Consider the following 26,426-nt stretch of genomic DNA (forward strand, 5'->3'; position numbering starts at 1 on the left):
GGTCTGCCATGGGGAAACGGATTTTATTACTTGAGAAAGAAAGAAATCTAGCTCATTTTTTAAGTTTGGAACTCCAAAAAGAGCAATACCGAGTTGATCAGGTTGAGGAGGGGCAAAAAGCCCTCTCCATGGCTCTTCAGACAGACTATGACTTGATTTTATTGAATGCTCAACTTGGGGATATGACAGCCCAGGATTTTGCAGATAAGCTAAGTCGGACTAAGCCAGCCTCAGTGATTATGGTCTTGGACCATCGCGAAGAATTGCAAGATCAGATTGAGACAATCCAACACTTTGCCGTTTCTTACATCTATAAGCCGGTTATTATTGAGAATCTGGTGGATCGTATTTCAGCGATTTTCCGAGGTCGGGACTTTATCGACCAACACTGTAGTCAGATGAAGGTTCCAACGTCTTACCGCAATCTGCGTATGGATGTAGAACATCATACCGTTTATCGTGGCGAGGAAATGATTGCTCTGACGCGCCGTGAGTATGACCTTTTGGCTACTCTTATGGGGAGCAAGAAAGTTCTGACTCGTGAGCAGTTGTTGGAAAGCGTCTGGAAGTATGAAAGTGCGACCGAAACAAATATCGTGGATGTCTATATCCGTTATCTACGTAGCAAGCTTGATGTAAAAGGTCAAAAAAGCTACATTAAAACCGTGCGTGGTGTCGGTTACACCATGCAAGAATAGAAAAGCAGTTGCAGTTTTGGAACTGCTTTTTATATGAGTTCTTTATATGTTGACATGCGATTTTGTATTTGCTACAATCAGTTATGGAGGATAGGTCTAATGAAAATAATAAAAAAATTGATGCCAATCGCATTAGCAGTCTTTTTCTTCGGTTTGCTAGCAACAAGTATAGTATTGGCGGATGATGCTGATTCAGAAGGCTGGCAATTTGTCCAAGAAAATGGTAGAACCTACTATAAGAAGGGTGAGATCAAAGAAAAGGCCTGGCGAGTGATTGATGGCAAGACCTATTATTTTGATCATGTATCAGGAGAAATGGTTGTCGGCTGGCAATATATCCCGTTTCCATCTAAAGGTAGTACAATTGGTCCTTACCCAAATGGTTTGAGATTAGAATCTATGCCAATGCCACAATGGTACTACTTTGGACAAGATGGTGTCTTACAAGAATTTGTTGGCAAGCAAGTTTTAGAGGCAAAAACTGCTACCAATACCAACAAACATCATGGGGAACAATATGATAGTCCAGCAGAGAAACGAGTCTATTATTTTGAAGATCAGCGTAGCTATCATACTTTAAAAACTGGTTGGGTTCATGATGAGGGACACTGGTATTATTTACAGAAGGATGGTGGCTTCGATGCTCGTATCAACAGTTTAACGGTTGGGGAGCTAGTGCGTGGTTGGACAAATGATAACTCAACTTGGTACTATCTAGATCCAACAACTGCTACAATGCAAACTGGTTGGAAACAACTTGGCAATAAGTGGTACTACCTCCGTTCATTAGGGGCTATGGCAACTGGTTGGTATCAGGAAGGCTCAACTTGGTATTATTTAGACCAGTCAAATGGAGATATGAAAACAGGCTGGCAATACCTCGGTAACAAGTGGTACTATCTCCGTTCATCAGGAGCTATGGCAACTGGCTGGTTCCAGGTCGGTAGTAAATGGTACTATGCTTATAGCTCAGGTGCCTTGGCAGTGAATACGACCGTAGATGGCTACTACGTCAACTATAATGGCGAATGGGTTCAATAATGAAAGAGGCGATTGTGAAGGAAACAATCGCTTTTTTTGTGAAAATATAATAGAATAGATAGGAGAGAATAAATACTTGTAGGAAAAAATAATACTCTTCGAAAATCAAATTCAAACCACGTCAGCGTCGCCTTACCGTACTCAAGTACAGCCTGCGGCTAGCTTCCTAGTTTGCTTTTTGATTTTCATTGAGTATGAGACGGCTTTTTCGTCTAGTAAAAGGAAAATATGACAAAAAAAGTTGGTGTCGGTCAGGCACATAGTAAGATTATTTTAATAGGGGAGCATGCGGTCGTTTACGGTTATCCTGCCATTTCTCTGCCTCTTTTGGAGGTGGAGGTGACTTGTAAGGTAGTTCCTGCTGACAGACCTTGGCGCCTCTATGAGGAGGATACCTTGTCCATGGCGGTGTATGCTTCACTTGAACATCTAAATATCAAGGATGCTTGCATTCGCTGTGAGATTGACTCGGCTATACCTGAAAAACGGGGAATGGGTTCGTCAGCTGCTATCAGCATAGCGGCCATTCGTGCGGTATTTGACTACTATGAGGCTGATCTGCCTCATGATGTACTAGAAATCTTGGTCAATCGGGCGGAGATGATTGCCCATATGAATCCAAGTGGTTTGGATGCTAAGACCTGTCTCAGTGACCAGCCTATTCGATTTATTAAGAATGTAGGATTTACAGAGCTTGAGATGGATTTATCTGCCTATTTGGTGATTGCTGATACGGGTGTTTATGGCCATACTCGTGAAGCTATTCAAGTGGTTCAAAACAAGGGCAAGGATGCCCTACCGTTTTTGCATGCCTTGGGAGAATTGACCCAGCAGGCAGAAGTTGCGATTTCACAAAAAGATGCTGAAGGACTGGGACAAATCCTTAGTCAAGCGCATTTACATCTAAAAGAAATTGGTGTTAGTAGCCCTGAGGCGGATTCTCTAGTTGAAACGGCTCTTAGCCATGGTGCTCTGGGTGCCAAGATGAGCGGTGGTGGGCTAGGAGGCTGTATCATAGCCTTGGCAACCAATTTGACTCAAGCTCAAGAACTAGCAGAAAGATTAGAAGAGAAAGGAGCTGTTCAGACATGGATAGAGAGCCTGTAACAGTACGTTCTTACGCAAATATTGCTATTATCAAATATTGGGGAAAGAAAAAAGAAAAAGAGATGGTGCCTGCTACTAGCAGCATCTCTCTGACTTTGGAAAACATGTACACAGAGACGGCCCTGTTGCCTCTACCGACGGATGCGACTGCTGATGTCTTTTACATCAATGGTCTGCTACAGAGTGAGGCGGAGCATGTCAAGATGAGCAAGATTATTGACCGTTACCGTCCAGCTGGTGAGGGCTTTGTTCGAATTGATACTCAAAATAATATGCCTACGGCAGCGGGCTTGTCATCAAGTTCTAGTGGTTTGTCTGCCTTGGTCAAGGCTTGTAATGCTTATTTCAAGCTTGGATTGACTCGGAGCCAGTTGGCACAGGAGGCTAAGTTTGCCTCAGGCTCTTCCTCTCGGAGTTTTTATGGACCACTAGGTGCTTGGGATAAGGATAGCGGAGAAATTTACCCTGTAGAGACAGACTTGAAACTAGCTATGATTATGTTGGTACTAGAGGACAAGAAAAAACCAATCTCTAGTCGTGATGGGATGAAACTTTGTGTGGAGACATCGACGACCTTTGATGACTGGGTGTGTCAGTCTGAGAAGGATTATCAGGATATGCTGCTTTATCTCAAAGAGAATGACTTTGCCAAGGTTGGGGAATTAACGGAGAAAAATGCCCTGGCTATGCACGCTACGACCAAAACAGCATCACCAGCCTTTTCTTATCTGACCGATGCAAGCTATGAAGCCATGGACTTTGTCCGTCAGCTTCGCGAGCAAGGAGAATCCTGCTACTTTACCATGGATGCAGGTCCCAATGTCAAGGTCCTATGTCAAGAGAAAGACTTGGAGCATTTATCAGAAATCTTCGGTCAGCGTTACCGCTTGATTGTGTCAAAAACAAAGGATTTGAGCCAAGATGATTGCTGTTAAAACTTGCGGAAAACTCTATTGGGCAGGTGAATATGCTATTCTAGAACCAGGGCAGTTGGCCTTGATAAAGGCTATTCCCATCTATATGAAGGGCGAGATTGCTTTTTCTGATAGTTACCGTATCTACTCAGATATGTTTGATTTCGCAGTTGATTTGACGCCAAATCCTGACTATAGCTTGATTCAAGAAACAATTGCTTTGATGAATGGCTTCCTCGTTTATCGTGGGCAGACCTTGCGACCTTTTTCTCTAGAAATCCGTGGAAAAATGGAACGAGAAGGGAAAAAGTTTGGTTTAGGTTCTAGCGGTAGCGTCGTTGTCTTGGTCATCAAGGCTCTGCTGGCTCTGTATAATCTTTCGATTGATCAGAACCTCTTGTTCAAGCTGGCCAGTGCTGTCTTGCTTAAGCGCGGAGACAATGGTTCTATGGGGGACATTGCCTGTATTGTGGCAGAGGATTTGGTTCTCTACCAGTCATTTGATCGCCAGAAGGTGGCTGCTTGGTTGGAAGAAGAAAACTTAGCGACTGTTTTAGAGCGTGATTGGGGCTTTTCAATCTCACATGTACAACCTGCCCTAGAATGTGATTTCCTAGTGGGATGGACCAAGGAAGTGGCTGTATCGAGTCACATGGTCCAGCAAATCAAGCAAAATATCAATCAGAATTTTTTAAGTTCCTCAAAAGAAACGGTGGTTTCTTTGGTAGAAGCCTTGGAACAGGTGAAATCAGAAAAAATTATCGAGCAAGTAGAAGTGGCCAGCAAGCTCTTAGAAGGCTTGAGCACAGATATTTACACGCCTTCGCTTAGACAGTTGAAAGAAGCTAGTCAAGATTTGCAAGCTGTCGCCAAGAGTAGCGGTGCTGGTGGTGGTGATTGTGGTATTGCCTTGAGTTTTGATGAGCAATCAACTAAAACCCTAAAAAACCGTTGGGCCGATCTGGGGATTGAGCTCTTATACCAAGAAAGGATAGGACATGACGACAAATCGTAAGGATGAGCACATCCGCTATGCCCTTGAGCAGAAAAGTTCCTATAATAGCTTTGATGAGGTGGAGTTGATTCATTCTTCCTTGCCTCTTTACGACCTGGATGAAGTCGATCTGTCGACAGAGTTTGCTGGTCGAAAGTGGGATTTTCCTTTTTATATCAATGCCATGACGGGTGGAAGCGATAAGGGAAGAGAAATCAATCAAAAGCTGGCTCAGGTGGCGGAAGCCTGTGATATTTTATTTGTAACGGGTTCTTATAGCGCAGCCCTTAAAGATCCAGCAGCTGACTCTTTTTCTGTCAAGTCTGATCATCCAAATCTCCTTCTTGGAACCAATATTGGATTGGACAAGCCTGTCGAGTTAGGTCTTCAGACTGTAGAAGAGATGAATCCTGTTCTCTTGCAAGTGCATGTCAACGTCATGCAGGAATTGCTCATGCCTGAGGGAGAAAGAACGTTTAGAAACTGGCAATCGCACCTAGCAGACTATGGCAAGCAAATCCCTGTTCCGATTGTCCTCAAGGAAGTAGGTTTTGGAATGGATGTGAAGACCATCGAAAGAGCCTATGAACTGGGTGTTCGTACAGTGGATCTATCAGGACGTGGTGGCACCAGCTTTGCTTATATCGAAAACCGTCGCAGTGGTCAACGTGACTACCTCAATCAATGGGGCCAGTCCACCATGCAGGCCCTTATCAATGCCCAAGACTGGAAAGACAAGGTCCAACTCTTAGTTAGTGGAGGTGTTCGCAATCCGCTGGATATGATTAAGTGTTTGGTCTTTGGTGCTAAGGCTGTAGGACTCTCTCGAACAGTTCTAGAATTGGTTGAAACCTACACAGTTGAAGAAGTGATTGGCATTGTCCAAGGCTGGAAAGACGACCTGCGTTTGATTATGTGTGCCCTTAATTGTGCCACTATAGCAGATTTACAAAAAGTAGACTATCTTCTTTATGGAAAATTAAAAGAAGCAAAGGATCAGATGAAAAAGGCGTAACCACCGCCTTTTTTTCCATCTTCAGACCGAGGTGACTTTTTTGAATTGTGATAAAATAGAAGGGAGAGGATGAACCTATGAGAAAATTTAAAATCTTTTTATTTATCGAAGCCTGTCTTTTGACAGGAGCTCTGATTTTGATGGTTTCAGAGCATTTTTCGCGTTTTCTGCTGATTTTATTCCTCTTTTTGCTTTTGATTCGCTATTACACTGGTAAAGAGGGCAATAACCTTCTTTTGGTGGTGGCAACCATTCTCTTCTTTTTCATCGTCATGCTCAATCCTTTTGTGATTCTAGCTATTTTTGTTGCGGTTATATACAGTCTATTTCTTCTTTACCCGATGATGAATCAGGAAAAAGATCAGACCAATTTGGTGTTTGAAGATGTGGTGACGGTTAAGAAGGAGAAAAATCGTTGGTTTGGTAATCTCCATCATTTTTCAAGTTACCAGACTTGCCAATTTGATGATATCAATATTTTTCGCCTCATGGGTAAAGACACTATTCATCTGGAGAGGGTAATCCTAACCAATCACGATAATGTCATTATCCTCAGAAAGATGGTAGGTACGACCAAAATCATTGTGCCCGTAGATGTAGAAGTTAGTCTCAGTGTTAACTGTCTCTATGGGGATTTGACTTTTTTTAATCATCCAAAGCGAGCTCTACGTAATGAACACTATCATCAAGAAACGAGAGATTATCTCAAGAGTAACAAGAGCGTCAAGATTCTCTTGACCACTATGATTGGCGATGTGGAGGTGGTCAGAGGATGAAAAAACAAGCTTATGTAATCATTGCCCTCACCTCCATCCTGTTTGTCTTATTTCTGTCCCACAGCTTGCTGGACATCCTTGACTTTGACTGGTCTATTTTCTTACATGATGTCGAAAAAACAGAAAAATTTATCTTTTTGTTGTTGGTATTCAGCATGTCCATGACCTTTCTCTTAGCCCTGTTTTGGAGAGGTGTTGAAGAGCTTTCTCTAAGAAAAATGCAGGCTAATCTCAAGCGTTTGTTGGCAGGGCAAGAAGTGGTTCAGGTTGCAGATCCAGATTTGGATGCCAGTTTCAAGTCCTTGTCAGGTAAACTTAACCTTTTGACAGAAGCTATTCAAAAGGCTGAAAATCACAGCCTTTCTCGGGAAGAGGAAATCATCGAGAAAGAACGGAAGCGAATTGCTCGGGATTTGCACGATACGGTCAGTCAGGAGTTGTTTGCGGCTCACATGATTTTATCAGGTGTCAGCCAGCAGTCTTTGAAACTGGATAGAGAAAAGATGCAGATCCAGTTGCAGAGTGTCACAGCCATCCTTGAAACAGCCCAGAAGGATTTGCGGGTCTTGCTCTTGCATTTGCGACCAGTTGAACTGGAGCAGAAGAGTCTGGTTGAGGGAATTCAAATCCTCTTAAAAGAGCTTGAGGACAAGAGTGATCTTAGAGTTAGTCTTAAGCAAAATGTGACGAAATTGCCTAAGAAAATCGAGGAGCATATCTTCCGTATTCTGCAAGAATTGATCAGCAATACCCTCCGCCATGCCCAGGCCTCTTGTCTGGATGTCTATCTCTATCAGACGGATCTTGAATTGCAGCTGAAGGTGGTGGACAATGGGATTGGTTTCCAGTTAGGGAGTTTAGACGACTTGAGTTATGGACTGCGGAATATCAAGGAGCGAGTCGAAGATATGGCAGGAACGGTTCAACTCTTGACAGCTCCCAAGCAAGGTCTGGCGGTTGATATCCGTATTCCCCTGTTAGATAATGAGTTATAAAGGAGTAGAGATGAAAATTTTACTAGTAGATGACCATGAAATGGTCCGATTGGGCTTGAAAAGCTACTTTGACCTCCAAGATGATGTAGAAGTTGTAGGTGAGGCTGCCAACGGATCTCAAGGCATTGACTTGGCCTTGGAACTGCGTCCAGATGTCATTGTCATGGATATCGTCATGCCTGAGATGAATGGAATTGACGCGACCTTGGCCATCCTCAAAGAATGGCCTGAAGCCAAGATTTTGATTGTGACCTCTTACTTAGACAATGAAAAAATCATGCCTGTCTTAAATGCTGGTGCTAGGGGCTATATGCTCAAGACTTCAAGTGCGGATGAATTGCTGCACGCTGTTCGTAAGGTAGCTACTGGGGAGCTGGCCATTGAGCAAGAGGTCAGTAAGAAGGTCGAATACCACCGCAATCATATAGAACTACATGAGGACTTAACTGCGCGTGAGCGAGATGTGCTTCAACTCATCGCCAAGGGCTACGAAAATCAGCGCATCGCAGACGAACTTTTTATCTCTCTCAAGACGGTCAAGACTCATGTGTCCAATATCCTAGCCAAGCTGGAGGTCAGCGATCGCACCCAGGCAGCAGTTTATGCCTTTCAGCATCACTTGGTGGGGCAGGAAGATTTTTAATTGTTATATAAGAATAATATTGGAGAAATGGCTGAGCTTAGTATCAAAGAAGCGAGCAAGTACCTCTAGCACGATAAAATATTTTTTTCACAATATTTTATGTTATTTGTTGGCATTCATTTTATAGGGGAGTAGAATAAAGCTAAAGATAACTAAGGTAATATAGTATTTATCAAAGGATATAAAAAATCCAAAAGGAGGTTAGAATCATGTCTCCGTAAATTATTAAAATAAGGTCACTAGAGCGTTAAGGACTTTATTTCATCTCTTTAAGAGTGTTATAAAAAAGATGGTTAAACTAACTCTATCTCTCAGTTTCAATTCGTGGAGGAAATGGCTATGAAAAAATCTAAATTACTCACACTTGGTTTGCTTGCAGGTGCTGGCCTACTATTGTCTATCAATCAAGTACAGGCTGCAGATACTTGGGTAAAAAATGGCGCTGACTGGAATCTTTCTCAAGATGGAAGCTTAGCTAAAAGTAAATGGGTGCAAAATGCTGGCTCTTGGTATCACTTCGATAGCGCTGGTAAAATGCAGACAGGCTGGCTCAAAGACGGAAATACATGGTATTCCCTAGCAGATAGTGGTGCTATGCGCACAGGCTGGTACAAGGAAGGTAACACCTGGTACTCATTAGCTAATAGTGGCGCTATGCGTACTGGCTGGTACAAAGAAGGCAACACATGGTACTATCTTCATTTTAGTGGTTCTATGATGACAGGTTGGGAGTGCATAAATGGTGATTGGTATTATTTTGAACAATCAGGTGCAATGGCCTCTGATAGAGTTGTAAATTCTAGTGATGGAACAGGCTATATTCTCAGCAAGGATGGACATATGTTCACTTTACAAGATAGCCCTTATAAACATGATGATATTGTTCGTTTAGGCGATGGATATGAATATCTGATTAAAGCAAAATATGATGGGAATAAATTTACTGATGTTATAGTGGCTAAAAACACTTGGTATGTCAAACCTGAGTTCAAGAAGTTTTCCGACAAATATGGGGATCATGTTGCAAATATAACCTTAGCTTTAGTGGATAATAAAGAAAAAGGACAAGAAATTGATCCTAAAGCTGTTATTCGTAATTTCCAAAATCTGCCAGGTCGATATTACTTTGGAGCAGATGGTCGTAGAGTATTACCACTTCCAGAGATGACAACTAGATCAGAAATCAAAAAAGTTGGCAATGATCTTTATCTAGAAGACCCAGGTGTACGACTTAGACTTCCGTCTACTTACTTCACAATCAATAACAATAAACTATACTATTTAGAAAATGAACAAGGTAAGCTTAAAACAGGTTACTTTGTACTGATTGATGATGGAGCAACCACTACTCACTATCACATTCTAGCCTATGCGGATCAATCCGGTGAGATTCTTAAGATGAAACGCTTGCCATCAGGAGTTAGAGATTATCTTGACAAAGAAATCGATGGTTTCTATGGTCAAAAAATTAAGATTGAATCTCCACACTCAAACGAATATTACAAAGTGGTTGTGGTTAAATAAGAAAAACGAATCGCCTAATGAGGGATGTATGGGCGATTCGTTTTTTAACTGTAATCAGCCACTACTGAATACCTTTTATAAGATTATATTTGAATTCTAAAGAAAATTAAGAAGAAACCATACTTCCAGCAGGATTGAAAAGCGCATTCGTTACTTGAAAAAAGTCGCCCATTTATGTTATAATAGACTGTATTTAAAAAATTTTAAGGAGAAATGACAGAATGTCTGTATCATTTGAAAACAAAGAAACAAACCGTGGTGTCTTGACTTTCACTATCTCTCAAGACCAAATCAAACCAGAATTGGACCGTGTCTTCAACTCAGTGAAGAAATCTCTTAATGTTCCAGGTTTCCGTAGAGGTCACCTTCCACGCCCTATCTTCGACAAAAAATTTGGTGAAGAGTCACTTTACCAAGACGTTATGAACGCTCTTTTGCCAAATGCTTATGAAGCAGCTGTAAAAGAAGCTGGTCTTGAAGTGGTTGCTCAACCAAAAATTGATGTAACTTCAATGGAAAAAGGTCAAGACTGGGTTATCACAGCTGAAGTCGTGACAAAACCTGAAGTTAAATTGGGTGACTACAAAAACCTTGAAGTATCAGTTGATGTAGAAAAAGAAGTAACTGACGCTGACGTTGAAGAGCGTATCGAACGCGAACGCAACAACTTGGCTGAATTGGTTATCAAAGAAGCTGCTGCTGAAAACGGCGACACTGTTGTCATCGACTTCGTTGGTTCTATCGATGGTGTTGAATTTGATGGCGGAAAAGGTGAAAACTTCTCACTTGGACTTGGTTCAGGTCAATTCATCCCTGGTTTCGAAGACCAATTGGTAGGTCACTCAGCTGGTGAAACTGTTGATGTTATCGTAACATTCCCAGAAGACTACCAAGCAGAAGACCTTGCAGGTAAAGAAGCTAAATTCGTGACAACTATCCACGAAGTAAAAGCGAAAGAAGTTCCAGCTCTTGACGATGAGCTTGCAAAAGACATCGATGAAGAAGTTGAAACACTTGCTGAATTGAAAGAAAAATACCGCAAGGAATTGGCTGCTGCTAAAGAAGAAGCATACAAAGATGCCGTTGAAGGTGCAGCAATTGATAAAGCTGTAGAAAACGCTGAAATCGTAGAACTTCCAGAAGAAATGATCCACGAAGAAGTTCACCGTTCAGTTAATGAATTCCTTGGAAACTTGCAACGTCAAGGTATCAACCCTGACATGTACTTCCAAATCACTGGAACTACTCAAGAAGACCTTCACAAACAATACGAGGGAGAAGCTGAGTCACGTACGAAGACTAACCTTGTTATCGAAGCAGTTGCGAAAGCTGAAGGATTTGACGCTTCAGAAGAAGAAATCCAAAAAGAAATCGAGCAATTGGCTACAGACTACAACATGGAAGTTGCACAAGTACAAAGCTTGCTTTCAGCTGATATGTTGAAACACGACATCACAATCAAAAAAGCTGTTGAATTGATCACAAGCACAGCAACAGTTAAATAATCTTATACTCTTCGAAAATCAAATTCAAACCACGTCAGCGTCGCCTTACCGTACTCAAGTACAGCTTACGGCTATCTTCCTAGTTTGCTCTTTGATTTTCATTGAGTATTAATAAACAAAAAACCCACCTGATTAGGTGGGTTTTCTTATGCACTATTTTCCAAAAATCTCTTTGAGGTCTGCTTCGGTAATCCCAATCATGACGGGGATACTGTCCCAGTTTTCTTCTGTCAGGATGTAGGCTTGTTCAGAGGTGCTTGATGTGGCTGTTTCAGAGACAGCTGGTTGCTTTTCTTCAACATTATCTAGTAGGTCACTGAAGCGTTCAATCAGATAGGTTTTTCGGGCAGTTCCGATATGTTGTGTAGCATAGTCAAAGGCCTGTAATTCGCCTAGTAAGATAAGTTTGCTTTTGGCGCGTGTAATGGCTGTGTAGATGAGATTGCGCTCTAGCATACGCCTACTAGCACTAGTGATAGGCAGGATGACAACAGGGAACTCACTTCCCTGGGACTTATGGATACTCATGGCATAGGCCAGGCGAATTTTGTACCATTCGTTACGTGGGTAAGAGACCTCGTTGCCATCAAAATCAATGACAATCTCGTCTTGTTTCGACTCGGTGTATTTGCCAGGAATCAGGTCTGTGATGGCTCCCAAGTCTCCATTAAAGACATTGATTTCAGCATCGTTGACCAAATGAATGACCTTGTCGCCCTTACGATAGTGGCACTGGGGAGCTTCAAAACTGAGTTGGTCCTTTTGTGGTGGATTGAGCAGGTCTTGCATAAGTTGGTTGATGGCATCAATCCCTGCTGTCCCTCGGTACATGGGAGTCAGAACTTGAATATCACGGGCAGGGATACCACTTCTGAGGGCAGCGCCTAAGATCTTTTCAATGGTAGCAGGAATATGGCCACTAGCAATCTCAAAGTAGGAACGGTCTGCTTTTTTCTGGGTGAAATCGGCTGGCAGGATGCCCTGGCGAATCTGACTAGCTAGGGTGACGATGGTTGATTCTTCGCTTTGTCGGTAAATTTTTTCCAAGCGAGTCTGAGGAATCAAGGGAATATGAAGCAGATCAGAAAGAACTTGGCCAGGGCTGACAGACGGTAGCTGGTCGCTGTCGCCCACGATAAGGATTTTACTGTTAGAAGAGATGTTGGAGAAGAGTTGATTGGCCAGCCAAGTATCCACCATGGAAAATTCATCCACGATGATAAAGTCGGCATCCAGATAATCTTCCAGATGACTAGTATCATCGTCACCTGTCATTCCTAAGTGGCGGTGTATGGTCGCGCTAGGCAAACCTGTCAATTCATTCATGCGCCGAGCGGCTCGACCGGTTGGAGCGGCAAGAAGAATCGGCAAGTTGCTTTTTTTCCTGAGGTCAAGTCCTTCTAAAAGAGCATAAACAGCGATAATCCCATTGATAACAGTTGTCTTACCAGTACCAGGTCCACCTGTCAGAATAAAGACCTTGTTCTGGATAGCGTCGCAGATCGCCTGTTTTTGAATGTTATCATACTCAATCTCCAGATCTTCTTCGACAGTAGCGATATGTTTTTGAATGGTTTCTAAATCCTGGCTCTTCTGTTTTCCTTTTTCAAGGATACGAACCAAGTGACTGCGGATTCCTTCCTCCGCGAAAAAGAGACTATTATCAAAGATTTTGGTATCAATCTGCTGGACCTTGTCTTCTTCAATCAGGTAGGAGAGTTCTTGGGCCACTTGGCTGGGATCCAGTTCCACGGGGCGGGAAGACTCAAGGAGAGTAAGGGTTTGTTCCAGCAAATCCCGTGCTTCAACATAGGTGTCCCCTGTTTCCATACAGGCCTGAAAAAGACTATGAACTAGTCCTGCACGGAAGCGTTCAGGAGCCTGACTTTCGATGCCTAGTTCCTCAGCTAGTTGGTCAGCAATGGTAAAGCCCAAACCCTTGATATCCTCAACCAGCTGGTAGGGATAATTTTCAACCACATCAAGGGTTTCTTCCTTGTAAAAATCTTGAATCTGGAAGGCTAGCTTATTGGGAATGCCGTAGTTGGCCAGTTTGGCTAAAACCATCTCCGTTCCGTAGTTGAGACGGAGGGTGGAGACGAAAGCCTCGCGATTTTTTGCAGATAGTCCTGCAATGCCTTCTAGCTTTTCTGGGTGTTGCAGAATTTCGTCAATGGTATTATCGCCATAGGTATTCACGATTTTCTGAGCTGTCTTGAGACCAATTCCCTTGAAATGGCTACTTGAAAAGTATTTGACAAGCCCTTTGCTAGTTGGTTTTGCGCGTTCATAACGGCTGATTTGCAGCTGCTCCCCGTACTTGGAGTGCTGGACAATTTGTCCCCAAAAAGTATAGTCTTCTCCCTCAATCACGTCAGCCATGGTGCCCGTGACAATGATTTCAAAATCATCAAAATCCTCTGCGTCTGTATCGTCGATTTCTAGGAGAAGGATGCGATAAAAATTGCTGGGATTTTCAAAAATAATCCGTTCAATGGTTCCTGAAAAATAAACTTCCATAAGATTCCTTTGCATAAATAGGTGAGAGTTAATACTCTTCGAAAATCAAATTCAAACCACGTCAGCTTCGCCTTGCCGTACTCAAGTACAGCCTGCGGCTAGCTTCCTAGTTTGCTCTTTGATTTTCATTGAGTATAACTTTGTTTCTATCTTAATCAAACTGGATAGTGAATAATCATATTCTCACGATAGAAGAAGAGGCTGAGATTGGTGATTCTCGGCCTCTTCGATTTCTTAAAATGTTCCGATACGGGTGATTGGCCAGAAGCGGAATTTAGCTTCCCCTGTGATATCTTTTGCTTTGAAGGTACCTACGTGGCGGCTGTCGCTTGAAACCAGGCGATCGTCTCCGAGGAGAAGGTATTCACCTTCTGGGACAGTAAAGCTAAAGTTGGTGTTGTAGTTGACATCAACTGTGAAGGCTTGAGCCTTTTGAGCGATACTTCTAAAGAAGGTTCCTTTATTTCCTTCAAAGCCCTTGCCTGAGTATGTGCTTTGGAGTTTGTCATCCTTGAAACGTTTGATGTAGTCAGCTAGGTAAGGCTCATCCGTCTCTTTATCATTGATGTAAAGTTTATCGTTTTCGTAACGGATGGTGTCGCCAGGCATTCCGATGACACGCTTGACGATGTCCTTATTGCCATCTTCCTCATGGGCCACCACGATATCAAAACGGTCAATAGGGAGGTGCTTAACGACAAAGAGAATTTCGCCATCTGCTAGGGTAGGATCCATGGAGTGGCCTTCTACGCGGACATTACTCCAAAAAAAGATACGGCTCAAAGCTAGTAATGACAGAATCAGGAGGAACAATCCCCACTCTTTTAAGAAATTTTTAAATGAATTCATAACTTACCTTTCTAAGCGTTTTTTCGCTTTTTCAGTATTTTTAAAGTGCAGTTTAGCGCAGAAATTGAGTCCCTGCATACCATAGGCTTGTAAAATCTGGCTAGCCACCTTATCAGAAGGCGTTCCAGCTCCACTTGGAAGTTGATAACCCAGTTCTCGTCCTAGATTTTCTAGATTTTCCAGAAAGAGATCACGCGCAATGACAGAAGAAACTGCGACAGCCAAGTATTTGCCCTCAGCCTTTTCTTCTAAGCTGATAGGATTGCTGAAACGATTGGCCTCTTGTGCCAAGTACTTGTCATAATTTTTAGCACTGGTAAAGGCATCAATCACAATTTTCTCAGGCTGAATGCCTTTTTGAAGAAGGAGATAGATAGCCTGGTTATGGAGGGCTACCTTAACAGAAACAGCGTTGTAGCGGTCTCCGATGACCTCGTTGTACTTGCTTGGTGAGAGAAGCAGTGCTTGGTGCTGGATTTTTTCCTTGAGGATAGGGGCAATCTGACGGATCTTTTGGTCGGTCAGAGTTTTAGAATCTCCCACACCGAGTTTTCGTAAGAAATCATGCTGGTCAGGTGTGACAAAGGAAGCCACAACTGCAAGTCCACCAAAGTAGGAACCATTTCCAACCTCATCCGTCCCAATCAAAGGGAAATTTTGACCCCTGTTTTCCTCTAAAACCTGATAGCCAAAGAAACTGGCGTATTTCTCGGCCCCTTCACCCTGAAGCAAGACCTTTCCAGAAGTATAGATAGAAACCGTTGCTTGAGGTAGTCTCAAAAAGTAGCGGATATAGGGATTCTTTCTGGGAGCCAGACTGGTTTGATAGTGTTCAAGAAAAGCCTGAATCTCCTGTTCGCTTGGTGTGAGTGTTATACTTGCCATAGTTTCTATTGTACCATAAAAGCAGGCAAATTTGTAAAAACTGACAAAATTAGCGAATTTTGGTATAATATCGTGAGGTGAATTTTATGGCAAATCTAAATCGATTCAAATTTACATTCGGGAAAAAATCATTAACCTTGACAAGCGAGCATGATAACCTTTTTATGGAGGAGATTGCCAAGGTTGCGACAGAAAAATACCAAGCAATTAAAGAACAAATGCCTAGTGCAGATGATGAAACAATCGCTCTTTTGTTGGCGGTCAACTGTTTATCAACTCAGCTCAGCCGTGAGATTGAATTTGATGATAAGGAGCAAGAATTAGAAGAACTCCGTCACAAGCTTGTGACTTGCAAGCAAGAACAGAGCAAGATTGAGGATTCCTTATGATTTCACTCCTTCTTCTATTGGTCTTGGCTTGGGGATTTTATATCGGCTATCGGAGAGGCCTGCTCTTACAGGTTTATTACCTGATTTCAGCTATGGCATCAGCTTTTGTGGCTGGCCAATTTTATAAGGGGCTGGGAGAACAATTCCATTTATTGCTCCCTTATGCAAATCCGCAGGAAGGTCAGGGAACTTTCTTTTTCCCATCGGATCAACTCTTTCAATTGGATAAGGTCTTTTATGCAGGTATCGGCTACTTGCTTGTATTTGGGATTGTCTATAGCATTGGTCGTTTGCTTGGTCTCCTCTTGCACTTGATTCCTAGTAAAAAACTGGGTGGCAAGTTGTTCCAAGTTTCAGCAGGTATCTTGTCCATGTTGGTGACCTTATTTGTCTTGCAAATGACCTTGACCATCTTGGCGACCATTCCCATGGCAGCTATACAAAATCCTCTTGAAAAGAGTATCGTCGCAAAACACATCATCCAGAGCATACCAGTAACAACCAGTTGGCTCAAACAAATCTGGGTGACAAATTTAATCGGATAAAAAGGGCAGGAATTTTCCTAGCCCTTTGTTTACAGATTTGACTGAATGTAAAAAGCTGCCACACCTAGACATTCAAAGATAAGGAAATAACGATGAACAAGAAAATATTAGAAACATTAGAGTTCAATAAGGTCAAGGCCTTGTTTGAACCTCATTTGTTGACAGAGCAGGGCTTGGAGCAACTGAGACAGCTGGCTCCAACTGCCAAAGCAGATAAAATCAAACAGGCTTTTGCTGAGATGAAGGAAATGCAGGCTCTCTTTGTCGAGCAACCGCATTTTACCATTCTCGCAACCAAGGAAATTGCAGGAGTCTGCAAGCGGTTGGAGATGGGGGCGGACCTCAATATCGAGGAGTTCCTACTCTTGAAGCGCGTACTTCTTTCCAGCAGAGAATTGCAAAGTTTTTATGCTAATCTGGAAAATGTCAGCTTGGAAGAATTAGCCCTTTGGTTTGAGAAATTACACGATTTTCCACAATTACAAGGAAATCTTCAGGCCTTTAATGATGCAGGTTTCATTGAAAATTTTGCCAGTGAAGAATTGGCGCGAATCCGTCGAAAAATCCATGATAGCGAGAGTCAGGTACGTGATGTTTTGCAAGACTTGCTCAAGCAAAAAGCGCAGATGTTGACGGAAGGGATCGTAGCCAGTAGAAATGGCCGTCAGGTTTTACCAGTCAAAAACACTTATCGTAACAAGATTGCAGGTGTCGTTCATGATATTTCTGCCAGCGGAAACACCGTCTATATCGAACCCCGTGAGGTGGTCAAACTGAGCGAAGAAATTGCCAGTTTACGAGCAGATGAGCGTTATGAAATGCTTCGCATTCTCCAAGAAATTTCTGAGCGTGTCCGCCCACATGCTGCTGAGATTGCCAATGATGCTTGGATTATCGGTCATCTAGACTTGATTCGTGCCAAGGTCCGCTTTATCCAAGAGAGGCAAGCAGTTGTTCCTCAGCTGTCAGAAAATCAGGAGATTCAACTGCTCCATGTCTGCCATCCTTTGGTCAAAAATGCGGTTGCGAATGATGTCCATTTTGGTCAAGATTTAACAGCCATTGTCATCACAGGTCCAAATACAGGTGGGAAGACCATCATGCTCAAAACTCTGGGCTTGACGCAGGTTATGGCTCAGTCTGGTTTGCCGATTTTAGCAGACAAGGGAAGTCGTGTGGGTATTTTTGAAGAAATCTTTGCCGATATTGGCGATGAGCAGTCTATTGAGCAGAGTTTGTCTACCTTCTCTAGCCACATGACCAATATCGTGGATATTCTTGGCAAGGTCAACCAACATTCCCTCTTACTCTTAGACGAGTTGGGTGCTGGTACAGACCCTCAAGAAGGAGCTGCTCTTGCCATGGCTATTCTGGAGGACCTTCGCCTGCGTCAAGTCAAGACCATGGCGACCACCCACTATCCAGAACTCAAGGCCTACGGTATTGAGACAGCCTTTGTTCAAAATGCCAGCATGGAGTTTGATACTGCAACTCTTCGCCCGACTTATCGCTTTATGCAGGGTGTGCCTGGACGAAGCAATGCCTTTGAAATTGCCAAACGTCTAGGCCTATCTGAGGTTATCGTAGGGGATGCCAGCCAGCAGGTCGATCAGGACAATGATGTCAATCGTATCATTGAGCAACTGGAAGAGCAGACGCTAGAGAGCCGCAAACGTTTGGACAATATCCGTGAGGTGGAACAAGAAAATCTCAAGATGAACCGTGCTCTCAAAAAACTTTACAACGAACTCAATCGTGAAAAGGAAACCGAACTTAATAAGGCGCGTGAACAGGCTGCTGAGATTGTGGACATGGCTCTGAGTGAAAGTGACCAGATTCTTAAAAATCTCCATAGTAAATCTCAACTCAAACCCCACGAAATCATTGAAGCCAAGGCAAAGCTGAAAAAACTGGCTCCTGAAAAAGTAGATTTGTCTAAAAATAAGGTTCTTCAAAAGGCCAAGAAAAAACGAGCTCCAAAGGTGGGAGATGATATCGTGGTTCTCAGTTACGGTCAGCGTGGTACCTTGACCAGTCAACTCAAGGATGGTCGCTGGGAAGCCCAAGTCGGCTTGATTAAGATGACCTTGGAAGAGAAAGAGTTTGACCTTGTTCAAGCCCAACCAGAAAAGCAAGTTAAGAAGAAACAAGTCAATGTTGTGAAACGAACTTCTGGCAGAGGTCCACAAGCAAGACTGGACCTTCGAGGCAAACGTTATGAAGAAGCCATGAATGAGCTAGATGCCTTTATCGACCAAGCCTTGCTCAATAATATGGCCCAAGTCGATATCATCCATGGTATCGGAACAGGTGTCATCCGTGAAGGAGTCACCAAATATCTACAAAGAAACAAACATGTCAAGAGTTTCGGCTATGCCCCACAAAATGCTGGAGGTAGCGGGGCAACTATTGTGACGTTTAAAGGATAAAGTATTTCGGACTTTATAAAGTAAAAACTGTTGAACTAATTTTTACTAATAAACACATTGACAAAAACCAACATTTTTTGTAAAATAAGAATCAATTAAATACCAACACCGAATGAAGTTTAATAGAAGTGGGGAATCGTTTGATTTTCCATGACTGTAAATGGACGGAACTCTGGAGAGACCGTAAAGGCACCGAAGGGGCAAGGCAGGCAACTGCTCAAACTCTCAGGTAAAAGGACAGAGCTAGGATAGACCGCTTTTTAGCATTTATCTAAGCATTCCAGAGTACATGTATCTTGCATGTGCTCTTTCTTTTGGGGTTGAAAAGATAGGAGAAGGAAATGTTAGAATTGCTTAAATCAATTGATGCTTTTGCTTGGGGTCCACCCCTCTTGATTTTATTGGTCGGAACAGGGATTTACCTAACTGTCCGTTTAGGACTTTTGCAGGTTTTGCGTCTCTCTAAGGCCTTTCAGCTTATTTTTATCAAGGATAAGGGGCATGGGGATGTATCCAGTTTTGCGGCCTTGTGTACAGCCCTAGCAGCGACAGTTGGTACGGGAAATATTATCGGGGTGGCGACAGCTATCAAGGTCGGTGGACCAGGAGCCCTCTTTTGGATGTGGCTGGCGGCTTTCTTTGGAATGGCAACCAAGTATGCGGAAGGTTTATTAGCTATTAAATACAGGACTAAAGACGATAACGGTGCTGTTGCAGGAGGTCCCATGCACTATATACTTTTGGGTATGGGAGAAAAGTGGAGACCACTTGCCATCTTTTTTGCTATCGCAGGTGTCTTAGTAGCCCTATTGGGAATCGGAACCTTCACCCAAGTCAACTCGATAACAGAATCTATCCAAAATACAACGACTATTTCGCCAGCCATCACGGCTCTTGTTTTGTCTGTCTTTGTAGCGATTGCTGTCTTTGGTGGACTCAAGTCCATTTCAAAGGTTTCAACTACTGTTGTTCCTTTTATGGCTATCATTTATATTTTGGGAACTCTTACAGTTATTTTCTTTAATATTGGGAAAATCCCTGCCACAATCGCTTTAATCTTGACATCGGCTTTTAGTCCAGTTGCTGCGGTAGGTGGATTTGCTGGCGCTAGCATTCGAATGGCTATTCAAAATGGTGTGGCGCGAGGTGTTTTCTCGAACGAATCTGGTCTGGGTTCGGCTCCCATTGCAGCAGCTGCGGCTAAGACAAATGAACCAGTAGAGCAAGGATTGATTTCCATGACAGGAACCTTTATTGATACCCTCATTATCTGTACCTTGACTGGTTTGACCATCTTGGTGACTGGTGTTTGGAGTGGCGACTTAAATGGGGTTGCCTTGACTCAGTCAGCCTTCTCAACAGTCTTTTCACACTTTGGACCTGCCCTTTTGACCATCTTCCTTGTGCTCTTTGCCTTTACAACGATTCTAGGTTGGAACTATTACGGAGAACGTTGTTTTGAGTTTCTCTTTGGGGTTCGCTTTATCTGGCTCTACCGTGTGGTCTTTGTGCTCATGGTTCTGTTGGGAGGATTTATCGAGTTGGATATGGTTTGGATTATCGCAGATATTGTCAATGCCTTGATGGCTCTGCCAAACTTGATTGCCCTCTTAGTCTTGTCGCCGGTCGTTATTGCTGAAACTAAAAAGTATTTTAATAAATAATGAAATCACACATCGCGTGTGATTTTTTTCTTTCATAAAAAATTTTTATCGATGCAATTTAAAATATATATTATGCAAGGTATAGAATCTGTGATAGACTAGGTTTCAACAAAATGAAAAGAGGTTTTATGATGACAACATTTACAATCCATACAGTAGAATCAGCACCAGCAGAAGTGAAAGAAGTTCTTGAAACAGTAGAAAAAGATAACAATGGCTATATTCCCAACCTAATCGGTCTCTTGGCCAATGCACCGACTGCTCTAGAGGCTTACCGTACTGTCGGAGCTATCAACCGTCGCAACAGCCTGACACCTGTTGAGCGTGAAGTGGTGCAAATCACGGCAGCAGTAACTAATGGTTGTGCCTTCTGCGTCGCAGGTCACACAGCCTTTTCCATCAAACAAATCCAGATGAATGATGACCTGCTTCAAGCCCTTCGCAATCGTACTCCAATCGAAACAGATCCTAAATTGGACACCCTAGCTAAGTTTACCTTGGCAGTTATCAATACCAAGGGTCGTGTAGGAGATGAAGCCTTGGCTGAGTTTCTAGAAGCTGGATACACCCAACAAAATGCTTTGGATGTGGTTCTTGGTGTCAGCCTAGCAAGCCTCTGTAACTATGCCAACAACCTAGCTAATACCCCAATTAATCCAGAATTGCAACCTTATGCCTAATTCATATCTGAGTAAAATGAAGTCTGAAATAATCGGACTTCGTTTTTTTAAGTCCTCATTTAAGCGCTTTTATGCTATACTGAAACTAACATGATTATTGGAGGTTAGGATGAAAAAACTCCCTTTGGTATTTTCTGGTTGTTTGCTAGGTTTGGCAGGAGCTGGAAATCTTATTTTAGATACGTTGCCGGTTCTGTCCTATCTATTGAGTCTGACAGGTTTGGTTTTGTGGCTCTTTTTTCTGCTTCTTCATCTCTTTAATTGGAAAGAAACAAAGCAAGAATTGACCAAGCCTCCTCTTTTGTCAGGAATGGCGACCTTTCCCATGGCTGGGATGATTTTATCGACTTATGTCTTTCGAGTCTTCCCTCATTTCCCTTTGGTAGCGCAAGGACTTTGGTGGTTTTCATTTCTCTTGGATTTGTTCTTGATTGCTGGTTTCACCATTAAATTTGCCTATCCGGGGCGGAGGGTTCATGCGACTCCTAGCTGGACGGTTCTCTATGTGGGGATAGCAGTAGCAGCCTTGACCTATCCTCTTGTAGGTATCATCGAAATTGCCTATGCGACCTTGAGTTTTGGTTTTCTCCTAACCTTCTATCTCTATCCCCTTATTTATAGCGATTTAAAGAAACATCCGCTCCCACTAGCCTTGCTTGGGCAAGAAGGAATCTACTGTGCTCCTTTCTCTCTACTCTTGGCTTCTCTGGTTCGGGTTGGAGGAGCCAGCCTACAAACCTGGGTCTTGATTGTCATGATCTTGCTTTCTCAATCCTTCTTTTTCTTTGTTTTGACTCGCCTGCCCAATATTTTAAAACAAGGCTTTCAACCAGCCTTTTCAGCCCTCACCTTCCCGACCATTATCACAGCTACTTCGCTCAAGATGGCTCAGGGAATCTTGAAACTTCCATTTTTGGATTATTTGGTACTGGCTGAAACTATTATATGCCTCACTATTTTATTCTTTGTATTAGGTGCTTATCTAATTTGGTTACGAAAAAAGGTCTAGCTAGAAATAGCTAGGCCTTATTTTTATGGTTTGATAACTTCAGCGCCACCCATGTATGGACGAAGAACTTCTGGGATGGTCACAGAACCATCTGCATTTTGGTAGTTTTCAAGAATAGCAGCCACTGTACGTCCAACTGCAAGTCCAGAACCGTTCAAGGTATGGAGCAATTTCACCTTGCCATCTGCTTCATCACGGTAACGGATTTGGGCACGACGGGCTTGGAAATCTTCTGTGTTTGAACAGCTTGAAATTTCACGGTAGGTATTTTGCGCTGGAATCCAAACTTCCAAGTCGTAAGTTTTAGCAGCTGAGAAGCCCATATCTCCTGTAGAGAGAGCAACGACACGGTATGGAAGGTTAAGTTTTTGAAGGATATTTTCAGCGTTGGCTGTCATTTTTTCCAATTCTTCGTAAGATTCTTCTGGTTTGGCAAATTTAACCATTTCAACCTTGTGGAATTGGTGCAAACGAATCAAGCCACGAGTATCACGGCCAGCTGAACCAGCCTCAGAACGGAATGAAGGACTCATAGCAGTGAAGTAGATTGGCAGGTCTTTGCCGTCTAGGATTTCATCACGGTAGTAGTTTGTTAGAGGAACCTCAGCTGTAGGAATAAGGACATAATTGCTGTCGCTCAATTCAAAAGTATCTTCCTTGAATTTTGGATATTGACCAGTTCCAAACATAGAATCGTGGTTAACTATGTAAGGCGTGATGACTTCTGTATAGCCTTCTTTTCCATGTTCATCCAACATAAAGTTGTAGATGGCACGTTCCAAACGAGCACCGAGACCTTTATAGAAGAGGAAGCGAGCTCCTGTTACCTTACCCCCACGTTCCCAGTCAAGGATGCCAAGGTCTTCACCCAGATCCCAGTGAGCTTTTGGCTCGAAATCGAACTCGCGTGGAGTACCCCAACGGCGAACTTCCACGTTGTCATCTTCATCAGCTCCAACAGGAACGCTGTCAGCTGGGATGTTTGGAAGAGTAGTAGTAAATTCTGTCAATTTAGCATCGATTTCTGCCAATTCAGCATCCAAGGCTTTAACCTCAGCAGATAGATTCTGCATGGCAGCAATCCTGTCATCTGCATTTTCCTTGTTGCGCTTAGCTTGGGCAATCTCAGCAGAAACTGTGTTTCGTTCTGCTTTGAGAGTTTCAACCTTGACTAAAATATCACGACGTTTAGCATCGATTTCTTTCATCTCGTTTAAGACAGCAGCATCTACACCACGTGTAGCCAATTTTCCTGCGACAGAATCAAAGTCTGTACGAATACGTTTGATATCTAACATAAGAACTCCTTTATGAAAAAAGCACACCTGACAAAGCGTTGGAGTGGCAGGGCCACGGTTCCATCCAACTTCACAGGTGTGCACTTGATTGTGTATGTAATTGTTACTAACGGTAGAATTTCACCTATCCCTCCTATCTGCTCGCAGCACCCGCAGACTTTCTGAAAGAAGAAGATAACCTACTTATCCGTTGCTATGATTATACTAAAGTTTCTACTTTTTTGCAAATAGATTTTTAAATTTTTGGCTAATTGTCTGAATCAGGGTCGGAAGTTTGACGACCTTGTCATTGCCCAGTTTTTCGCGAGCAATTTTAAGAATGGCACCTGAGTCTTTTGAAGCAAAGAGAAATTTTCCTCTGTCTGTAAAGACTTCGAAGTGGCGACTGATTTTGCGACCAGTGACATTGGCTCCAATCTGGTTGATATGGTCCCAAGGAATCTGGATAAATTGTTCGACATTGACATCTGGGTAAAATTCCAGAGCCTGATCTCCAACAAGGAATTTCCCAACTTTCCCAGCTATAGAGAGGTAGGAAGTTCCGGTCGTATTGAGAAGCACTGTTTTGTTAAGAGATTGGGCCATGATTAGTCTTCCTTACTTTCACCGAAAAAGGCATTGTAGAGCGCTTTAATTGCTGCTTTTTCTTGGTCTTTATTGACAACAAACATGATAGAAACTTCACTAGAACCTTGAGACATCATCTGGATATTAATCTTGTTTTCAGATAGAGCACGTGTCGCAGTAGCAGTTACTCCGATATGACTCTTCATTTTTTCACCAACAATCATAATGATAGAAAGGTCGTGTTCGATTTCTGCATGGTCTACTTCAGCCTTTTGAACCAACTGACGAAGGATTTCTTCTTCCTTGATAGGAGTTAGTTCGCGAGAACGGAGGATGATTGAAAGATCGTCGATACCTGTTGGCATATGTTCCCAACCGATGTTAAGATCTTCAAGGATTTGAAGAACCTTGCGTCCAAATCCAACCTCACGGTTCATGAGGTATTTAGACATGTTGATGCTGACAAAGCCAGAGTCACCAGCAATTCCTACTACTGGGAATTCATCACTACTATGTTTTAGAACGATACGAGTACCTGGATGATCAGGATTGTTGGTATTCTTGATAACCAGAGGAATTTTTCCTCGGTAGGCAGGAAGAAGCGCTTCGTCATGAAGGACTGAGAATCCTGCATAGGCCAACTCACGCATTTCACGGTAGGTCAGCTCAGGGATTGAGTGTGGTTGGTGGATAATACCAGGGTGTGCTGCAAAGATACCATCAACATCCGTAAAGTTTTCATAGAGGTCTGCCTTAACACCGGCAGCAATGATAGAACCTGTAATGTCTGATCCTCCACGTGAGAAGGTACAGATCTGATTTTCCTTGGTAACACCAAAGAAACCAGGAATGACAAGGACTTCATTGGCATTTGTCAATTCCTCAATCTTGTCATAACTTGATGGAATGATGCGAGCGTGACCAGGTTCACTTGTGACTACAATACCAGCTTCTCTAGGGTGCACATAGCGTGCATCGATACCATTTTGATTAAAGTAGGCAGCAATCAATTTAGCATTGTTATTTTCACCGGCTGCTAGGAAAGTGTCGTAGAGAAATTCATTTTCTTCGATAGGAAGAGTAGCTAAGGCGCGAATACTTTTTGAAATTTTTTCTAAAACAGCTGGTTTAAGACCTAGTTCACTAACCATAGCAGCATAGCGGTCGATAATCCAGTTTTGACTCTTACTAATATCGTTACCAGCAACATAGTCGCGGTAGTATTTAATCAAGGCATCCGTAACTTTAGTATCTTCAGCATTACGTTTACCAGGCGCAGAAACGACGACAAAACGACGCTCTGAATCGCTTTTGACGATGTTTAAAACTTTTTCTAATTGACTAGCAGAGGCAAGAGAGCTACCTCCAAATTTAACAACTTTCATAAGAACTCCTAAAGTAAGTATTTTATACGATTATAGCAGAAAGAAAGCCTTTTTTCAATGAAGAAAATAAGATGCGTTCTAGTATAAAGCGAGCCTTTCTAATCGGCTGAGACACTTTCAGTTGATTTTTTCTTGCTTTCTGATTTCAAAAAAGATATACTTTGAAAATAAAATAATTTAAATTGCCTATAAAATAAAAGGAGTCCTGATGGAACATATTATTTATCAGCTTGAAGAGGATTTGGCGATTCTTACCTTAAATCGTCCTGAGGTCGCAAATGGTTTTCATATTCCTATGTGTGAGGAGATTTTGGAAGCTCTGACTCTGGCAGAGAAGGATCCAGCTGTGCATTTTATCTTAATTAATGCCAATGGGAAAGTATTCTCCGTTGGAGGAGATTTAGTAGAGATGAAGCGGGCAGTAGATGAGGATGATGTTCCATCATTAACGAAAATCGCAGAATTGGTCAATACAATTTCTTATAAAATCAAGCAAATTGCTAAACCTGTCTTGATGGAGGTTGATGGGGCTGTTGCAGGTGCTGCAGCGAATATGGCTGTTGCTGCAGATTTCTGTCTGGCAACGGATAAGGCTAAATTTATCCAAGCCTTTGTTGGAGTTGGTTTGGCTCCAGATGCAGGTGGGATTCATCTCTTGAGTCGTAGTATTGGTGTGACGCGTGCTGCTCAATTAGCCATGACAGGAGAAGCTTTGTCCGCAGAAAAAGCTCTGGAGTGGGGGCTTGTTTACCGCGTCTGTGAAGCTGATAAACTTGAAAAGACGAGAGAACAGCTTCTTAAAAAATTGAGACGCGGGTCAGCTAATTCTTATGCTGCCATTAAGAAGTTGGTGTGGGAGAGCCAATTTAAAGATTGGCAAGATTATGCTACTTTAGAACTGAACCTACAGGAATCCTTAGCTCAAACAGAGGATTTCAAAGAGGGAGTTCGGGCTCATTCGGAAAGAAGAAGACCTAAATTTACAGGAAAATAA

24 protein-coding genes and 1 riboswitch are annotated in these 26,426 nt (G+C 42.6%); of the genes, 18 read left to right on the forward strand and 6 right to left on the reverse strand.

Going from position 1 to position 26,426, the window contains the following annotated elements; translation table 11 throughout:
* The first annotated feature begins 8 nt into the window (after positions 1 to 8).
* From B7703_RS03520 to tig, 11 genes are all read left to right on the forward strand, one after another.
* Entirely contained in the window at positions 9 to 698 is a 690-nt protein-coding gene (locus tag B7703_RS03520; RefSeq protein ID WP_024056976.1) for a response regulator transcription factor, read from the forward strand.
* A gap of 99 nt (positions 699 to 797) precedes the next feature.
* Positions 798 to 1,739: an N-acetylmuramoyl-L-alanine amidase family protein gene (locus B7703_RS03525; RefSeq protein ID WP_049544769.1), complete on the forward strand. Its 942-nt coding sequence runs from the start codon at positions 798 to 800 to the stop codon at positions 1,737 to 1,739.
* Between the two features lie 228 nt (positions 1,740 to 1,967).
* Entirely contained in the window at positions 1,968 to 2,846 is an 879-nt protein-coding gene (gene mvk / locus B7703_RS03535) for a mevalonate kinase (RefSeq protein ID WP_084923661.1), read from the forward strand.
* Positions 2,828 to 3,781, forward strand: a complete 954-nt coding sequence (gene mvaD / locus B7703_RS03540) for a diphosphomevalonate decarboxylase (RefSeq protein WP_000373450.1) — start codon at positions 2,828 to 2,830, stop codon at positions 3,779 to 3,781. Before mvk ends, mvaD begins: the two co-directional genes overlap by 19 nt.
* The gene (locus B7703_RS03545; protein WP_084923663.1) at positions 3,768 to 4,775 is read left to right on the forward strand and encodes a phosphomevalonate kinase; all 1,008 of its coding nucleotides are present in this window, start codon (positions 3,768 to 3,770) and stop codon (positions 4,773 to 4,775) included. The genes mvaD and B7703_RS03545 overlap by 14 nt, the downstream gene beginning before the upstream one ends.
* Entirely contained in the window at positions 4,759 to 5,769 is a 1,011-nt protein-coding gene (gene fni / locus B7703_RS03550) for a type 2 isopentenyl-diphosphate Delta-isomerase (protein WP_049551125.1), read from the forward strand. The genes B7703_RS03545 and fni overlap by 17 nt, the downstream gene beginning before the upstream one ends.
* Before the next feature lie 77 nt (positions 5,770 to 5,846).
* Positions 5,847 to 6,545, forward strand: coding sequence for a cell wall-active antibiotics response protein LiaF (gene liaF / locus B7703_RS03555; RefSeq protein WP_049551124.1), 699 nt, complete (start codon positions 5,847 to 5,849; stop codon positions 6,543 to 6,545).
* Positions 6,542 to 7,540, forward strand: a complete 999-nt coding sequence (locus B7703_RS03560) for an envelope stress sensor histidine kinase LiaS (protein WP_084923664.1) — start codon at positions 6,542 to 6,544, stop codon at positions 7,538 to 7,540. The genes liaF and B7703_RS03560 overlap by 4 nt, the downstream gene beginning before the upstream one ends.
* 10 nt (positions 7,541 to 7,550) lie before the next feature.
* A complete protein-coding gene (locus B7703_RS03565; protein ID WP_084888105.1) occupies positions 7,551 to 8,183 on the forward strand; it encodes a response regulator transcription factor in 633 nt (210 codons plus the stop codon).
* A 339-nt stretch (positions 8,184 to 8,522) separates the two neighbouring features.
* Positions 8,523 to 9,707, forward strand: coding sequence for an N-acetylmuramoyl-L-alanine amidase family protein (locus B7703_RS03570; RefSeq protein ID WP_084923665.1), 1,185 nt, complete (start codon positions 8,523 to 8,525; stop codon positions 9,705 to 9,707).
* Positions 9,708 to 9,928: 221 nt separating this feature from the next.
* Complete coding sequence (tig, locus tag B7703_RS03575) at positions 9,929 to 11,212, forward strand: trigger factor (RefSeq protein WP_084923666.1); 1,284 nt, start codon at positions 9,929 to 9,931, stop codon at positions 11,210 to 11,212.
* 153 nt (positions 11,213 to 11,365) lie between these two features.
* Here the strand turns inward: tig and recD2 are convergent, their stop codons facing one another.
* From recD2 to rnhC, 3 genes are all read right to left on the reverse strand, one after another.
* Complete coding sequence (recD2, locus tag B7703_RS03580) at positions 11,366 to 13,732, reverse strand: SF1B family DNA helicase RecD2 (RefSeq protein WP_084923668.1); 2,367 nt, start codon at positions 13,730 to 13,732, stop codon at positions 11,366 to 11,368.
* Positions 13,733 to 13,966: 234 nt separating this feature from the next.
* Positions 13,967 to 14,581, reverse strand: coding sequence for a signal peptidase I (gene lepB, locus B7703_RS03590; RefSeq protein ID WP_001083986.1), 615 nt, complete (start codon positions 14,579 to 14,581; stop codon positions 13,967 to 13,969).
* A 3-nt stretch (positions 14,582 to 14,584) separates the two neighbouring features.
* Positions 14,585 to 15,466: a ribonuclease HIII gene (gene rnhC, locus B7703_RS03595; RefSeq protein ID WP_084923670.1), complete on the reverse strand. Its 882-nt coding sequence runs from the start codon at positions 15,464 to 15,466 to the stop codon at positions 14,585 to 14,587.
* An 86-nt stretch (positions 15,467 to 15,552) separates the two neighbouring features.
* Between rnhC and zapA the strand changes: the two genes are divergently transcribed.
* From zapA to B7703_RS03625, 6 genes are all read left to right on the forward strand, one after another.
* Positions 15,553 to 15,855: a cell division protein ZapA gene (zapA, locus tag B7703_RS03600; protein WP_000002019.1), complete on the forward strand. Its 303-nt coding sequence runs from the start codon at positions 15,553 to 15,555 to the stop codon at positions 15,853 to 15,855.
* Complete coding sequence (locus tag B7703_RS03605) at positions 15,852 to 16,400, forward strand: CvpA family protein (RefSeq protein ID WP_084923671.1); 549 nt, start codon at positions 15,852 to 15,854, stop codon at positions 16,398 to 16,400. The genes zapA and B7703_RS03605 overlap by 4 nt, the downstream gene beginning before the upstream one ends.
* 92 nt (positions 16,401 to 16,492) lie before the next feature.
* Complete coding sequence (locus B7703_RS03610; protein WP_084923673.1) at positions 16,493 to 18,829, forward strand: endonuclease MutS2; 2,337 nt, start codon at positions 16,493 to 16,495, stop codon at positions 18,827 to 18,829.
* 162 nt (positions 18,830 to 18,991) lie between these two features.
* A riboswitch (glycine riboswitch) is annotated at positions 18,992 to 19,080 on the forward strand.
* A 90-nt stretch (positions 19,081 to 19,170) separates the two neighbouring features.
* Positions 19,171 to 20,493: an alanine/glycine:cation symporter family protein gene (locus B7703_RS03615; RefSeq protein ID WP_084923674.1), complete on the forward strand. Its 1,323-nt coding sequence runs from the start codon at positions 19,171 to 19,173 to the stop codon at positions 20,491 to 20,493.
* Positions 20,494 to 20,624: 131 nt separating this feature from the next.
* Positions 20,625 to 21,173 (forward strand): carboxymuconolactone decarboxylase family protein, encoded by a 549-nt coding sequence (locus tag B7703_RS03620; RefSeq protein ID WP_000206768.1) that lies wholly within the window; start codon positions 20,625 to 20,627, stop codon positions 21,171 to 21,173.
* Positions 21,174 to 21,282: 109 nt separating this feature from the next.
* Positions 21,283 to 22,182, forward strand: coding sequence for a TDT family transporter (locus B7703_RS03625; protein ID WP_045612224.1), 900 nt, complete (start codon positions 21,283 to 21,285; stop codon positions 22,180 to 22,182).
* Positions 22,183 to 22,205: 23 nt separating this feature from the next.
* Here the strand turns inward: B7703_RS03625 and serS are convergent, their stop codons facing one another.
* The 3 genes from serS to B7703_RS03640 all read right to left on the reverse strand — a co-directional run bounded on the left by serS (position 22,206) and on the right by B7703_RS03640 (position 25,432).
* On the reverse strand, positions 22,206 to 23,480 hold the full coding sequence (gene serS, locus B7703_RS03630; protein WP_084923676.1) for a serine--tRNA ligase: 1,275 nt from the start codon (positions 23,478 to 23,480) through the stop codon (positions 22,206 to 22,208).
* A 213-nt stretch (positions 23,481 to 23,693) separates the two neighbouring features.
* The gene (locus tag B7703_RS03635; RefSeq protein WP_049538810.1) at positions 23,694 to 24,065 is read right to left on the reverse strand and encodes a DUF956 family protein; all 372 of its coding nucleotides are present in this window, start codon (positions 24,063 to 24,065) and stop codon (positions 23,694 to 23,696) included.
* Positions 24,066 to 24,067: 2 nt separating this feature from the next.
* A complete protein-coding gene (locus B7703_RS03640; RefSeq protein WP_050242190.1) occupies positions 24,068 to 25,432 on the reverse strand; it encodes an aspartate kinase in 1,365 nt (454 codons plus the stop codon).
* Between the two features lie 208 nt (positions 25,433 to 25,640).
* On the opposite strand from B7703_RS03640, the gene B7703_RS03645 reads away from it, so the two are divergent.
* Positions 25,641 to 26,426 carry an enoyl-CoA hydratase gene (locus B7703_RS03645; RefSeq protein WP_084923677.1) on the forward strand — a complete coding sequence of 262 codons (786 nt, stop codon included), beginning with the start codon at positions 25,641 to 25,643 and terminating at the stop codon, positions 26,424 to 26,426.

It is taken from the genome of Streptococcus mitis (assembly GCF_002096735.1).
GTDB lineage: Bacteria > Bacillota > Bacilli > Lactobacillales > Streptococcaceae > Streptococcus > Streptococcus mitis_CZ.